Annotated in this window: 16 protein-coding genes; 4 read left to right on the top strand and 12 right to left on the bottom strand. The window is 47.1% G+C overall.

The features are described 5' to 3' along the window. Positions 1 to 92: 92 nt before the first annotated feature. The 3 genes from WH95_RS13290 to WH95_RS13280 all read right to left on the bottom strand — a co-directional run bounded on the left by WH95_RS13290 (position 93) and on the right by WH95_RS13280 (position 1889). The gene (locus tag WH95_RS13290; protein WP_046508052.1) at positions 93 to 596 is read right to left on the bottom strand and encodes a hypothetical protein; all 504 of its coding nucleotides are present in this window, start codon (positions 594 to 596) and stop codon (positions 93 to 95) included. Between the two features lie 186 nt (positions 597 to 782). Next, positions 783 to 1394 (bottom strand): ferric reductase-like transmembrane domain-containing protein, encoded by a 612-nt coding sequence (locus WH95_RS13285; protein ID WP_204247787.1) that lies wholly within the window; start codon positions 1392 to 1394, stop codon positions 783 to 785. Positions 1395 to 1400: 6 nt separating this feature from the next. Then, on the bottom strand, positions 1401 to 1889 hold the full coding sequence (locus WH95_RS13280) for a peptidase associated/transthyretin-like domain-containing protein (RefSeq protein ID WP_046508050.1): 489 nt from the start codon (positions 1887 to 1889) through the stop codon (positions 1401 to 1403). Between the two features lie 410 nt (positions 1890 to 2299). Between WH95_RS13280 and yghX the strand changes: the two genes are divergently transcribed. Next, positions 2300 to 3187 carry a YghX family hydrolase gene (gene yghX / locus WH95_RS13275; protein ID WP_046508048.1) on the top strand — a complete coding sequence of 296 codons (888 nt, stop codon included), beginning with the start codon at positions 2300 to 2302 and terminating at the stop codon, positions 3185 to 3187. A 102-nt stretch (positions 3188 to 3289) separates the two neighbouring features. Here yghX and WH95_RS13270 read toward each other — a convergent pair whose 3' ends face one another. The 3 genes from WH95_RS13270 to WH95_RS13260 all read right to left on the bottom strand — a co-directional run bounded on the left by WH95_RS13270 (position 3290) and on the right by WH95_RS13260 (position 5015). Next, positions 3290 to 3940 (bottom strand): LysE family translocator, encoded by a 651-nt coding sequence (locus WH95_RS13270; RefSeq protein ID WP_046508046.1) that lies wholly within the window; start codon positions 3938 to 3940, stop codon positions 3290 to 3292. A gap of 69 nt (positions 3941 to 4009) precedes the next feature. Continuing rightward, complete coding sequence (locus WH95_RS13265; protein ID WP_052742014.1) at positions 4010 to 4447, bottom strand: DUF805 domain-containing protein; 438 nt, start codon at positions 4445 to 4447, stop codon at positions 4010 to 4012. Positions 4448 to 4577: 130 nt separating this feature from the next. Then, positions 4578 to 5015 (bottom strand): DUF805 domain-containing protein, encoded by a 438-nt coding sequence (locus WH95_RS13260; RefSeq protein WP_052742013.1) that lies wholly within the window; start codon positions 5013 to 5015, stop codon positions 4578 to 4580. Positions 5016 to 5242: 227 nt separating this feature from the next. Between WH95_RS13260 and cimA the strand changes: the two genes are divergently transcribed. Next, positions 5243 to 6856 (top strand): citramalate synthase, encoded by a 1614-nt coding sequence (gene cimA / locus WH95_RS13255; RefSeq protein WP_046508044.1) that lies wholly within the window; start codon positions 5243 to 5245, stop codon positions 6854 to 6856. Between the two features lie 32 nt (positions 6857 to 6888). Continuing rightward, positions 6889 to 7680 (top strand): RNA methyltransferase, encoded by a 792-nt coding sequence (locus WH95_RS13250; protein ID WP_046508042.1) that lies wholly within the window; start codon positions 6889 to 6891, stop codon positions 7678 to 7680. Between the two features lie 65 nt (positions 7681 to 7745). Here the strand turns inward: WH95_RS13250 and WH95_RS13245 are convergent, their stop codons facing one another. Further along, on the bottom strand, positions 7746 to 9134 hold the full coding sequence (locus WH95_RS13245) for a M24 family metallopeptidase (protein WP_204247786.1): 1389 nt from the start codon (positions 9132 to 9134) through the stop codon (positions 7746 to 7748). Between WH95_RS13245 and rpsD the strand changes: the two genes are divergently transcribed. Next, positions 9127 to 9744 carry a 30S ribosomal protein S4 gene (gene rpsD, locus WH95_RS13240; RefSeq protein WP_046508041.1) on the top strand — a complete coding sequence of 206 codons (618 nt, stop codon included), beginning with the start codon at positions 9127 to 9129 and terminating at the stop codon, positions 9742 to 9744. The two genes, WH95_RS13245 and rpsD, sit on opposite strands and share 8 nt — an antisense overlap. 143 nt (positions 9745 to 9887) lie before the next feature. On the opposite strand, the gene WH95_RS13235 is transcribed toward rpsD, so the two are convergent. From WH95_RS13235 to purQ, 5 genes are all read right to left on the bottom strand, one after another. Beyond that, positions 9888 to 10217 carry a hypothetical protein gene (locus WH95_RS13235; protein WP_046508039.1) on the bottom strand — a complete coding sequence of 110 codons (330 nt, stop codon included), beginning with the start codon at positions 10215 to 10217 and terminating at the stop codon, positions 9888 to 9890. 93 nt (positions 10218 to 10310) lie between these two features. Further along, positions 10311 to 10652 (bottom strand): Grx4 family monothiol glutaredoxin, encoded by a 342-nt coding sequence (gene grxD / locus WH95_RS13230; RefSeq protein WP_046508037.1) that lies wholly within the window; start codon positions 10650 to 10652, stop codon positions 10311 to 10313. Positions 10653 to 10691: 39 nt separating this feature from the next. Then, the gene (locus WH95_RS13225) at positions 10692 to 10928 is read right to left on the bottom strand and encodes a BolA family protein (protein ID WP_046508034.1); all 237 of its coding nucleotides are present in this window, start codon (positions 10926 to 10928) and stop codon (positions 10692 to 10694) included. Between the two features lie 167 nt (positions 10929 to 11095). Then, positions 11096 to 13285, bottom strand: a complete 2190-nt coding sequence (gene purL / locus WH95_RS13220; RefSeq protein ID WP_046508031.1) for a phosphoribosylformylglycinamidine synthase subunit PurL — start codon at positions 13283 to 13285, stop codon at positions 11096 to 11098. Positions 13286 to 13297: 12 nt separating this feature from the next. Next, positions 13298 to 13987, bottom strand: coding sequence for a phosphoribosylformylglycinamidine synthase subunit PurQ (purQ, locus tag WH95_RS13215; RefSeq protein WP_046508029.1), 690 nt, complete (start codon positions 13985 to 13987; stop codon positions 13298 to 13300). Between the last annotated feature and the right edge of the window lie 24 nt (positions 13988 to 14011).

Genomic DNA, 14011 nt, shown 5'->3' with positions numbered 1-14011 from the left:
CGCGTATTGATCTTAAAGGGCCGGAATTGTTTCGGCCCTTTGCTATTTTTGCTCAAGGGAGTTCTTAAAGAAGTTTTTTTCAGTGTGATAGCTTAAGAGCTTTCGCCAACTAAAATTCTTGTTTTCGCGACATCTTCGTCATTCGAAGGTGGCGATAGTAGCCCACGAATTATATTCTTAATTCTGCTCAGCTTTTCTTGCTGCTGTTCTGTAAGGTTCAGGATGTGCCCATTGGGGCCAATATCCGTATCAAGGGCCTTGGTGATCCGGCTATTTAAATATTCCAGCTTCCATTCCATACCAAAGGGGATTCTCCCGTTATTCGTTTCTGTTTTTGTGACAGCCTTCTCAACCCACCTTTCCAGCGAGTTGATCTTGTTGTCATTGTCTTTTGGTGATGGAGTGTTCGCTTGCGCACGGTAGTCAATTTTTAATGCTTTTATAGCTTCTCGGGAGAGCGTAACCTTGTCTTGTGGTTCTGGTTGATGTGTAGAGGTCGTTTGACCTGGTCGCTGATGGTCGTGCGGCGAGTGTTTGGGCTGAACTCTTAGATCAGCGCTGGCTCTGTTTATAGGATGAAATAGGTTTATATGCATAAGCTTTTTCCTCAAGGAACAGGTATGCATAACGCAGCATTTTTTATGCCAATAATGCTAAGCTATTGATCTGTTTCAAACCATTAAGGCTATCGGATTTCCTTCCCAAAACAGCATAAATTCCTGGGAAAAAGATGCCGAATAGCTATAGCCTTCGTAGAGTACATAATTTTCGAAATGATGGCTTTATCGTTTAGGCAACCGCCACCAATCAACGATTACTTTCGCAGTAATAGCGAGTATGAACCCGCATAATATACGTTTTGATATTACTTCCATTGTGCCGATGATTAGAAGCGCATGTACAATGCTGCTCGAAACAATCACGACCGCAAAGCCCGTATGAATGAATCGCCACTTGTGTGAATTAATGCGCAGGCGACGGCGCAATAAAACTGTTAGGGCAGAGGCAAATAAGGCCCACATCGCAATGACATCCCAAGCGGAAAATGGCGTAGGGGAAGTAAAAAGGAGCGCGTCGATTACATCAGGGGGGCTTGTTATCCATAAACCAATGACATGGATGACGATCATCATGACCAGTATTCCCCCGATAACGCGATGAACCCGGCGACTTAGTAATCGGCTTAGCCCACGTAAATATCCACCTGCGAGTAAAGGTTGAACGAATAAGAGCACCATCGCAATAATGCCAGCTAGTCCGGCAACAATATATACTGGATCACGCCACGCGAGCAGGGGACTTTGCAGGGCGGCAACAATGGGAACAATGATGACTATGGCAAGGGTTGACCAAATTAAACCTGTATTAATCCAGGCCTTCTTTTTTAAACTCACTTTAGGTCAGGCCGGTTGAAGCACGAATTCTACATTAAGACTTGTATCGTTGACGTTTTGCATGACGGGACGAAGAAATACGGTTTTAAATTCATCACCATCATAGGCAAGGTGACCGTGAGGTTGTCCGAAAGCGGGAACAATCTGTGGCATCTCAAGACGGAAAGTGCCGTCTGTCTTTGTCAAAGTAGCGCCATGGCTATGGGGGTCGCGTTCATGTCCCTCGGTCGTATGTGCCCATATTTGTATACGTTGACCCGCAAGAGGTTTTCCGTCTCCGGCACGGCGTACGGTTCCTGTCATCCAAAAACCACCCCCACCGATCTTATCTACGATGGCTGCACCGGGAAGGTAGTTGTTGGACCCGCCACGCATTGTTGGTGTCGGTAAAAGTCCTTGTGCATGAACTGGTAAAAGGGGGGGAGATACGCCAACTATCAAAGCTGCGCCAACTGATTTAATGACGGTACGACGAGTGATTAGAGTATCTGTCATGTGGCTTCTTTCAAACTATGAAATATCCAAGTCTGAATAATAACACTTTGTTCAATTATTTTCACGGAGAGAACCTCGAGGGCAGGATAAACATTGGACACAGTTGCGTGATATGACGGTTTGCTCATAGCCAAGGCGTTGCTTATTACAAATCCACACGATAACATTTGGGGCTCTAGGCATGTTATTTACGCAAGGTTTAAAGTATGTCGGCCTGGGAAATAAAAGAGCTATACCCTAGGGCGGATGTTGGTAAATGGTGCTTTGGAGTGTTAAGCGGCTCCTTAGCATTGGTGATAGTTATCGGAAATAGTTAATCATATTGTATTGCAACAGTTCAGGGCCAGTGGTCCGTATTGACTGGTGGTCTGTGTTGAATTGAGGAGCAATCTGAAAGGGAGGCACTAATAATGACCCGACTAACAGCTAAAGATTTTGACCCAAAGTTGTTGGAACTTTACGACTTTTATGCGCACGGTATGATCACAAAACGAGAGTTTCTCACAAGGGCAGCAAAGTTTACTGTTGCTGGTATGACAGCAACCACTATTCTCGGTTTGATGTCACCGAATTACGCCTTGGCGGAACAGGTTTCTTTTAACGATCCAGACATCATACCGGAATACATCATGTACCCATCACCCAACGGACATGGTGAAGTCCGGGGCTATCTGGTGCGTCCCTCAGGTGTTGAGGGCAAGCTGCCTGCCGTTGTCGTGGTGCATGAAAATCGTGGTCTTAACCCATACATTGAAGATGTTGCCCGGCGACTTGCAAAGGCTGGATTTATGGCAATTGCACCTGATGGACTTACGTCTGTTGGTGGCTATCCCGGTAATGATGCTGAGGGGCGTGAGCTGCAGCGCACGGTTAATGCCGAAAAACTAATGAACGACTTTTTCGCAGCTATTGAATTCATGATGGCCCACGAAGGTTCTACAGGAAATGTCGGTATAACCGGGTTCTGCTATGGTGGTGGCGTAGCCAATGCGGCAGCGGTCGCTTATCCTGAACTGAAAGCATCTGTCCCATACTATGGCCGACAAGCGAGCGCTGAAGATGTGCCGAAAATTCAAGCACCATTATTGCTGCACTACGGAGAACTAGACGAACGGGTGAATGCGGGCTGGCCTGATTATGAAGCTGCACTTAAAGCTAATGGTAAAGAATTTGAGGCTTATATCTACGAGGGTGCCAACCATGGCTTTCACAACGACAGTACGCCGCGTTATGATGAAGCGATGGCTAATTTGTCTTGGGAGCGAACACTCGCGCACTTTCGCAAGCACCTTGTATAAACTTCTAGTCCAGCGGTGTCACCAAAGAAACTTATCTTGTTTTGGATAGCTGGTAAAAAGCAAACAGGGCTGAGGTTCTCGGCCCTGTTTCTTTGTTGGAAACTAGTTATTGGTAAAGGCTATTCGTATGGCCATCCCGCCTAGAATAGTCGCTGTGATCCAGCGCAATAATGTCTTTGTAACTCTACTTGCTTTGATCTTTGCCGCGGCTAAAGAAGTTAACGTGATGAGTACAACAAAAACAATGTAGCCGTTGATATTGAAAAGAAGCCCTAAGGCGAGTGTTTGCCAGACGACGTCCTGTGGCGCTGCATCAATAAACTGCGGTAGAAAGGCAAGCATAAAAAGACCGATCTTGGGGTTTAGAAGATTGGTCATGGCACCTTCCAGGATAATACGGCCGTTTTTTGATTTTGTAGAGATTGAGTGTTCTTTGTTTTCTCGATGATTTTGTGATGGTGCTGTCAAAATCTTATAGGCGATATAGAAAAGATAAATCGCACCAGCAATTTTAAGTGTCAGAAAAGCGGTTTCGGATGCTGCAAGCAGAGCGGATATGCCCAATGCGGAAGCTGTGGCATGAACCATAGAACCCAAACTAATACCTAAAGCAGCTAGCAGTCCGGCTTTCTTACCCTGATGTGTTGTCTTGGCAAGGACATAAGCCATATCAACGCCGGGCGTTAGGTTGAGCGCAATCCCTGCAAGGATAAAGGGGATAAGTAAGGACAAGTCGGGAAGAAGCTGTGGCATGTGTATGACCCATAAAAAAAGCCCGTAAGATTTGTTTTATCCTACGGGCTTTATGATCAATGAAAAGCTTTATTCAAAAACTTCGTTGATATTCTGTTCTTCCGGGAAGCGTGAAGGCCCAAAGCGGTTTGGCCCTGCTGTACCTCGCAAGAAACCGCACTCAATGAGAACCCAAAAAGCACCGATGATTGGAACAAAAATAATAAGGGTCCACCAACCACTTTTGTCTCGATCGTGCCAACGCTTGATGAGAATGACGATTGCTGGATAAATGCCAACGATTGCAAATATAGTGCTAAAGAGACCGCCGCCTGCTTCAATACTATAGGCGCCGATCATTATGTCTAAGCCGACGAGGACGATGTTGATGATGAAATATGGTAGAGCGTACCTCAACCAGTAATCAGAACGTGAAATACGCCCCTTTGGAGAAAGCAGGAACCATTTCCAGGAAAACTCCTGGCTGGCTGAAGCCATGGGTGGCTGTGTCATTGCGGAATCTGTCATAAAAAAATCCCCCCAGATTCATTAAATAAAATAGAAACTAACTTAAGTACGATTTAAGTCGGTTGCTTATATAACATTATTATGGTTGTGATCCTACTGTTTTGTATGTTTAGAAGATAATCACAAGGCTCTATTCAAAAACTTCGTTGATATTCTGTTCTTCAGGGAACCGTGAAGGCCCAAAACGGTTAGGTCCTGCTGTGCCGCTCAAGAAGCTGCACTCGATGAAAACCCAAAAAGCACCAATGATAGGAACAAAAATGATAAGGGTCCACCAACCACTTTTGTCTCGATCATGCCAACGTTTGACATGGATTAATATCGAAGGAATGAGGGTGCCGAGGGCAAAAATACCGAGGAATAAATCTTTGAGAATTCCAGGGATATAGGTTCCAATGTGTATATAAACACTGATAAAGACGATACAGAGCGCTATAAGTGGCATAAAATATATAAACCAATAGTCGAAACTTGAAATACGCCCTTTTGGTGAAAATAGGAACCATAACCAGGAAAAAACCTGATGGCCTGAAGTTATAAATGGTTGCTTAATGACAGGATTTTCCATGAAATAATTTCTTAGTCCTATCACGAACAAATAAAGGAGTGATTTACAGGAGAGTTTGGCGGCTGCTTTATTGCGTTTTTATTGTAAACCGATCCTTGTTGTCTTGGGAAGTTGTAGATGTGATTCCATGACAGAATATCTTGAACCATGGCTGCAACATTGACCTTTTCGTATCTGTATGGTCAAAAGCAGGTATAAATCAATTTCACAAAGAAACTTGTAATAAAATGTCGTCAGGAACCCTAAACGAAAACCGCGTTTATCTATTTGATTCCACTTTGCGTGATGGGCAGCAAACACAGGGGGTTGATTTCTCTGTTGCTGATAAGATTGCCATTGCCATGGGGCTGGATACGATTGGCGTTGATTATGTTGAGGGGGGATGGCCGGGGGCCAATCCGACGGATAACGAGTTCTTTAATGAACGCCCTGATCTTAAAGTGGCGCAATTCGTCGCTTTTGGGATGACACGTCGTCCCGGACGATCTGCTGAAAATGATCCCGGGCTTGCGCCGCTGGTTAATTCCGCTGCAGATGCCGTTTGTATTGTGGGCAAGACGTGGGACTTTCACGTGGATGTTGCCCTGGATATTCCAAGAACAGAAAACATCGACATGATTGGCGAGTCCATCGCCTTTCTGAAAGCACGTAAGAGCGAAGCAATGTTTGACGCAGAACATTTCTTTGATGGTTATAAAGCAAATCCGCAATTTGCCATGGACTGCCTGTTATCTGCTTATGATGCCGGGGCGCGCTGGATCGTTCTTTGCGATACCAATGGCGGAACTCTGCCACAGGAAATTCGTCAAATCGTGAGTGAAGTGACAAATAAAATTCCCGGCACGCATCTTGGTATACATTGTCATAATGACACCGAGAATGCTGTTGCAAACTCGCTGGCGGCGGTTGAAGCTGGTGCGCGTCAAATTCAGGGTACTCTTAACGGGTTGGGCGAGCGATGTGGTAATGCAAATCTTGTCTCGCTGATCCCATCGCTAAAGCTTAAAACATCTTATGATATCGGTGTCAGTGATGCGCAGCTCAAGCGCTTGACCTCTGTGTCTCATATGTTGGATGAGCGCCTGAACCGTGCGTCATCCAGCAACGCAGCCTATGTCGGGCAATCTGCCTTTACCCACAAGGGGGGATTGCATGTTTCGGCTGTTGAAAAAGATCCCAAGACTTATGAACATATAAATCCCGAAGATGTTGGCAACAGACGTCATATTGTTGTGTCGGATCAGGCCGGACGTTCAAACGTCTTGGCGATGTTCCGGGATATGAATATCAATCTGGATGTTCAGGACAACGGCAAGATGACAACCTTGTTGCAGCGGGTAAAAGACCGGGAGTACGAGGGTTATTCCTATGATGGTGCCGAGGCGAGTTTTGAGCTGTTGGCGCGACGGGCATTTGGCGAAGTGCCGAAATACTTCTCTCTTTCGCGTTTTCGGGTTATGGACGACCGACGTTGGGATGCAAAACATAATCTGGTGACTGAGTCCGAGGCCACCGTTCGTCTGGATGTTGGCGGTAATGAAATAATGGAAGTTTCAACCGGGAACGGTCCGGTGAATGCGTTGGATTGCGCCCTGCGAAAAGCGCTGTTGCCTTTCTATCCGGAACTCGAGGATATGGTACTTCTCGATTACAAAGTGCGCATTCTGACGCCACAAGACGGAACGCGGGCGGTGACACGTGTGATGATTGAATCGGGTGATAGTACGGGGCGCAGATGGACCACCGTTGGGGTTTCGCCCAATATTATTGATGCGTCCTATAATGCGATCAACGATGGCATCACATGGAAGCTTTTCCATGAAAAAGCAAAAAGTATTTAAACAGGCGTTTGATTTCGAAAACGGAGAAGACAGTGGCCGGTACTGATTCCACACAACCAGCTTTGGCTCAAGCTTCAAACACAGGTGGCCCGGCGATTATTCTGGTAAAACCTCAGCTCGGTGAAAATATCGGGATGGTAACCCGTGCCATGTTGAACAACGGGCTGACAGAACTGCGCCTTGTCAAACCCCGGGACGGATGGCCCAACCCGGCGGCGGAAGCGTCGGCGGCAGGCGCAATTGAAGTATTGGAAAAAGCGAAAGTTTTCGAAACGACAGAAGAGGCAATTGCCGATCTGCATAAAGTTTATGCCACGACGGCCCGCACACGGGACATGACCAAACCGGTTGCGGTTCCCCATTATGCTGCCAAAGAAATGCGCGCCTTTGATCGCTCTGGTCAGAAGGTGGGTGTTCTTTTCGGCCCGGAAAAAGCGGGCCTGCATAATGATGATGTTGTTTTGGCGGACACTGTGATCTCGGTGCCGCTGAACCCCAAATTTTCCTCTTTGAATCTGGCGCAGGCCGTCTTGTTGATTGCCTATGAATGGTTTCAACAGGGGGTAGATGTACCGGATGAAGAGCTTTTGCTGGGGAGTTCCCCATTAGCGACAAAAGATGAATTGTTGAATTTTTACAAACGTCTAGAAGCCGCATTGGATGAATCCGGTTTCCTCTGGCCGCCGGAAAAACGCCCGAACATGGTGCGGAATTTACGAAATATCTTCCAACGGGCTCATTTAACGGATCAGGAAGTCAATACACTGCATGGTGTGGTGAAGACATTACAGCTTGGTCCTCGGGTCCAAAAACCGAAAGAATAATTTGGGCAGGGAAAGAAGAGCGCAAAGAAAGGTGGTTGAACCTACGACTTTGCGCTCTTTTTATCTTATCCGTTTGCAATCAGATCCAGCGGCATCTTTGAGAGATTTTCACAGCCATCCTTCGTAACGACAACAGTTTGACCAGGACACATCGCAGTGTTGTTGTCGCTATCCATCAGGATCATGTGGAGGAAGAAGACCATCTTTTCCTGCACTTCTACAGGATTGCCATGATAGAACATGGGCCAGTCCATCCAGTTTGGGGCAAAAGTGGTCCCCAGACTGTATCCGGTGGCATTAAGGCGGTGTTCCTGCATGCCTGCATCATCAACAACCCGCGCATAGGCATCAAAAACATCACCGACAGCCGCGCCCGGTTTAAGCGTCTCCATACAGGCAGCCATGGCATCTGTTGCCACCTTGTGCATCTCAATCTGACGGACGCTGGGGGGGCCAATTACGATGGTACGCATCATGGCGGCATGATAGTGGCGGTAAGCACCAGCCCATTCCAGTGTGATCTGGTCTTCTGCGTCTAGATGTCGACGCCCCGTGAAGTAACGACAGAGCAGGGCGTCCTGTCCGGAACCAATGATAAATTCATTTCCCGGATAGTCCCCGCCGCCTTTAAAGACAGCCCCCTGCATGGCGGCGAGGATATCCCCTTCGAACGCGCCGGGGACGCAAAGTTCATTTGCTTCGCGCAGGGCATTATCGGCTAACTCAGCTGCTTTGCGCACATAGCCAAGCTCTGCGGGGCTTTTGATGACCCTGAGTTGACTAACCAGATCTGAAGCATCTTCGAGACGGCAAAAGCAATCCAGTGCAGCATAAAGACGACGGCCATTTCTGGCGGTTAATCCATAAGCTTCCAGTTCGACTCCAAAGGTTTTATCCTTGCCACCATGCTCGTCGAGAATCTTTCGAAGCTCCAGTTCCGGTGTTGCGTCGGGTCCATCAACCCATACTCTTACATCATCAATAATGGATGTGTGTTTTGCCTGTCGCAGGTCTGCTGATCTGGTCAGCAGTGTCATCGTACCATCGGAACCGAGGTAAAGGCACTGAAAAAAAACGTATCCAAAGGTATCGTATCCGGTTAGGTAAAACATTGATTCTTGGCGAAAAATCAGCATTCCGTCCAAGTTTCTCTTGATCATTTCTTCAATGGTTTTTTGGCGGCGTTGGGCCAGTTCCTCTTCGGAAAAGTGGATTGCCATTGGTTTAACCTCGTAAAATGGATGGTTCTGCCGACCTGCAGGAAAGATGTTGAGAGGCATCTTACGCAGGCTTTGCAATCTGTACAGCAGGAAATAGGTTTGACTTTTGGATGTGTATCCGTATAGTCGCGCCTGCATTCCCGGGAAAGTGGGGCGGCCACGGGCCTGTTCCCCGTCCTTGATTGGAACTACCGGGACACTAAACTTAATATATAGGATATCAGAAATGTCCAAGCGTATCGCTGCTAAATATAAAATTAATCGCCGTCTTGGCGTTAATCTTTGGGGTCGCCCAAAAAGCCCCCTAAACCGTCGTGACTACGGCCCTGGTCAGCATGGCCAACGCCGCAAAGGTAAGACTTCTGACTTTGGTACACAGCTTATGGCCAAACAGAAGCTCAAAGGTTACTACGGCAACATCGGTGAAAAACAGTTCCGTCGTTACTTCGCAGAAGCTAACCGTCGTAAAGGTGACACAGGTCAGAACCTTGTTGGTATCCTTGAGAGCCGTCTGGACGCTGTTGTTTACCGTGCGAAATTCGTACCGACTGTATTTGCTGCACGTCAGTTCGTGAACCACGGTCACGTAACTGTAAACGGCAAAAAAGTGAACATTCCTTCTTACCTTGTTAAAGAAGGTGATGTGATCGAAGTTAAAGAGAAAAGCCGTCAGATCCCAATGGTTCTGGAAGCGGTTGAATCTGTTGAGCGTGAAGTTCCAGATTATGTAAACTGTGATCCAAAAGCGATGAAAGCTACTTTCGTTCGCGTTCCTGAACTTGCTGATATTCCATATCCAGTTCAGATGGAACCAAACCTGATCATCGAGTTTTACTCTCGTTAATTCGAGACGAAAACTCTGCTGGTGGTTTCCGCTGGCATCAAATGGTTATCAAAAAAAGGTTGTCAGTTTTACTGGCAACCTTTTTTGTTTCTTTAGTCAAATTCTGTCTTCGCAGTTCTTAAATCACAGCATTTTGAAGAAACTTAGAAGCTCTCTATACCGGGGAATTTACATTCGCCTATTGTGTAAATCTGATCAACCCGCCCAAAACGATGTTGAACAATTTGTAAGTAACCTTTGCAATCTTCAAACCAAATATAAGTATCGTATCCAAATATCCTGCGCTTGTTACGAAAATCTCTAATCGTTTTTTGTGAGGTGATTTTACTTTCGTCGATATTATATTTGACCAGGGCTTCTTTGATTTTCTCTGGATAGGGATTTATTGGGTTGGCAAAGGCTATGTTATTTATAGGCAAGAAGAGAAAGCCGGAAACTGTGAGCAGCTGCGTAAGGAGTTTGAATCTGGTCATGCCTTATTCTCTTGGGCGTTCAATCGATTTAATTGTGAGTTTTAGGGTAAAAAAAAGGCCGCATAAGCGACCTTTTTCGATTATCAAAGCGTCTTAAGAAGCTTGCTCTTGCGCTTCTAATCCCTTGTCTTTGAAGAACTGCTGAAGTTCACCAGTTTGGAACATTTCACGAAGAATATCGCAACCACCTACAAACTCACCCTTCACATAAAGCTGAGGAATTGTTGGCCAGTTGCTGAAATCCTTGATGCCCTGTCTGATACTTGGGTCTTGCAGCACGTCAATACCTGTAAATTTAACGCCAAGGTGGGTCAATATCTGTGCCGCAGTTGCGGAAAACCCACATTGTGGAAATACAGGTGTACCTTTCATGAAAAGTACAACGTCGTTTTCATTTACTTCCTGACGAATGCGTTCAGCGACAACGTTATCCATAAGGTCTATTCCTTGATCGTATTAATTTAATAGAGTGGCTTAGCTCTGCGGGGCAGAGGTCTGTAAAGCCAGCGCGTGTAACTCATTGCCCATGCGTCCCTGAAGGGCTTGGTAAACCATCTGGTGCTGTTGCACGCGGGTCTTCCCTTCAAAGGCAGGCGAAACGACGTAAGCTGCATAGTGATCACCATCACCACGAAGATCTTCAATGGTTACATCTGCTTCGGGCAGTGCATCCCGAATCAGTGCTTCGATCTCTGCAGGGTTCATCGGCATAAATACTGTCCTTGTTCTCATTTCTCCGGTTTAGACTGAGAAGCTTATTTTGGATTCTCAATCCTTTTCAGATACCACACTACAAAGCTTGTTCGAAAAGATCTACAGGAGAGGTATGTTTAATCCTCTCCTGCGTCAAAATTTCTTTCCATAGGATAGATATCAAACTATCCAGCCATATAGTTTGGCATCCATGCTTCGTTGCATTCGCGAAGCTCTGCAACGGATATGGTGCTTCCACCCGGTAGCGTCAAGTCATTGCCGCCTGTACGTCCAACAACAACAGCCGAAACACCAGCCTCTTCAGCTGCTTCGAGCAAGCTCTCTGCATCGCCGATGGAAATCAGATAACGACCCTGATCTTCACCAAATAACCAAGCCGTTGTCGGTGTTTCAACGTCGGCAGGTTTGATGACCTCGGCACCCATGTTTGATGCAATAACCATATCGGCTACCGCCGCGGCAAGACCACCGTCAGAGAGATCGTGACAGCTTTCTACAAAGCCAGCTTCGATCTGTGATCTAACAAACTCACCATTTTTGCGTTCAGCAGCAAGATCAACAATCGGCGCATTTCCTTCGCGGCGTCCTTCGATCACATCGAGATAGATAGACATGCCAACATGGCCGATTGAATCGCCGATCAGAACCAGACTTTCGTTTTCTGAACCAAAGGCAACTGTGGCTGTTTTATCTGAATCTTTAATCAGGCCAACGCCACCGATAACGGGGGTTGGTAGAATACCTTTGCCGTTGGTTTCGTTATAGAGAGAAACGTTACCAGATACGACGGGATAATCCAGAGCAAGACAAGCATCACGCATACCTTCGATACAGCCTACAAATTGTCCCATAATTTCTGGACGTTCCGGGTTACCAAAGTTCATGTTATCGGTAATCGCCAAAGGTGTAGCACCAACCGCTGTAATATTACGATAGGTTTCGGCAACAGCCTGTGCACCACCGCGAACAGGGTTTGCTTTACAATAGCGTGGCGTACAGTCAGATGTCACAGCAAGCGCACGATTGGTTCCGTGAACACGAACAACACCAGCATCACCGCCCGGGCGTTGAATTGTATCACCCATCACCATGTGATCGTACTGTTCCCATACCCAGCGGCGGCTGGACATATTCGGGGAGCTCATCAAGGTTTTCAAAGCATCGGTTGTGTCGGCTGCTTCGCTGATATCACTTGCCAACACGTCTTTGGAATCTGGTGTCGGTACCCACGGACGATCATATTCCGGGGAATGGTGTGCCAATGGCTTGATCGGAAGATCTCCAACGACATCGCCATGGAACTTCAGGACCATACGTTTGCTGTCAGTCAGCTTTCCGATAACGGCAAAATCAAGATCCCATTTTTCCATGATAGAACGCGCAAGATCTTCTTTCCCGGGCTTGAGGATGATCAGCATGCGTTCCTGGCTTTCGGAAAGCATCATCTCGTATGGAGTCATACCTTCTTCGCGCTGTGGAACTTGATCGAGATCCAGTTCAACACCCATGTCCCCGGAAGAAGCCATTTCAAAGGATGAAGAAGTCAGACCGGCAGCTCCCATATCCTGAATGGCCACGATGGCATCTGTTTGCATTAGCTCGAGGCAGGCTTCGATAAGAAGCTTCTCAGTGAAGGGGTCCCCAACCTGTACGGTTGGACGCTTTTCATCAGAGGCATCATCAAATTCAGCAGACGCCATTGTCGCACCGTGAATGCCGTCGCGACCGGTTTTGGAACCAACATAAACAACCGGGTTGCCTACGCCAGATGCCTGGGCCGTGAAGATACGGTCAGCCTTTGCCAAGCCGACGGTCATCGCGTTTACAAGGATATTACCGTTATAAGAAGGATCAAACTCAACTTCACCAGCAACTGTTGGAACGCCAACGCAGTTACCATAGCCGCCAACACCAGCAACAACGCCAGATACGAGGTGACGTGTTTTCGGATGGTCAGGCTCACCAAAACGCAGGGCGTTTACATTGGCAATCGGGCGTGCACCCATGGTGAAGACATCACGCAGGATACCGCCGACACCAGTGGCTGCACCTTGATAAGGTTCGATAAAACTTGGGTGGTTGTGGCTTTCCATTTTGAAAATGGCGGCATTACCGTCACCAATGTCAATGACACCAGCGTTTTCACCCGGGCCCATAATGACCTGTGGCCCTTCGGTTGGAAGGGTTTTTAACCACTTTTTGGATGACTTGTACGAGCAGTGTTCGGACCACATGACCGAGAAGATACCGAGTTCCAGAAGATTGGGTTCGCGACCCATAATTTCGAGAACAAGGGCATATTCTTCTTCGTTGATACCGTGTTCGGCGACGATTTCAGGGGTAATTTCACTCATTTTATTATCACCTTATGAAAGGGCCGCAACAAGGCTGTCAAACATGGGACGCCCGTCTGTACCACCAAGAACATCTTCGCAAAGGCGTTCAGGGTGGGGCATCATGCCAAGAACATTGCCTTTGCTGTTATAAACGCCTGCAATATTATTGAGAGAGCCGTTGGGGTTGCTTGCATCGCTAACGCTACCATCTTCGGCGCTGTAGCGGAAAGCGACTTGTCCGTTGTCTTCCAAGGCTTTTAAGCCGTCTGCATCCACGAAGTAGTTTCCATCGTGGTGGGCAACAGGGATACGGATGTTTTGTCCTGCCTGATATTGTTTTGTGAAGACTGTGTCGTTGCGCTCTACTTTGAGATGAACGTCCCGGCAGACGAATTTGAGGTTGCTATTACGCATAAGGGCGCCAGGAACAAGGCCGCATTCTGTCAGGATCTGAAAACCATTACAGATACCAAGAACAGGGACGCCTTTGTTGGCGCGGGCAACAACTTCTTTCATAACGGGTGATTTCGCTGACATGGCACCACAGCGAAGATAGTCGCCATAGGAAAATCCGCCAGGCAGGCAAATTAGATCAACATCATCAAAGTCGGCATCTTTATGCCAGACCATCTGGGGTTCAGATCCCATGGATTGACGCAATGCGACCTGAATGTCTCGGTCACAGTTGGATCCTGGGAAAACGATAACCGCCGCTTTCATTGGCTAGTTCCTCGTAGTTTGAAA

It is taken from the genome of Kiloniella litopenaei, from assembly GCF_000982415.1.
Lineage (GTDB): Bacteria > Pseudomonadota > Alphaproteobacteria > Kiloniellales > Kiloniellaceae > Kiloniella > Kiloniella litopenaei.
The sequence above is the reverse complement of the archived record's forward strand: the minus strand, read 5'-3'. Positions and strand labels throughout refer to the sequence as shown.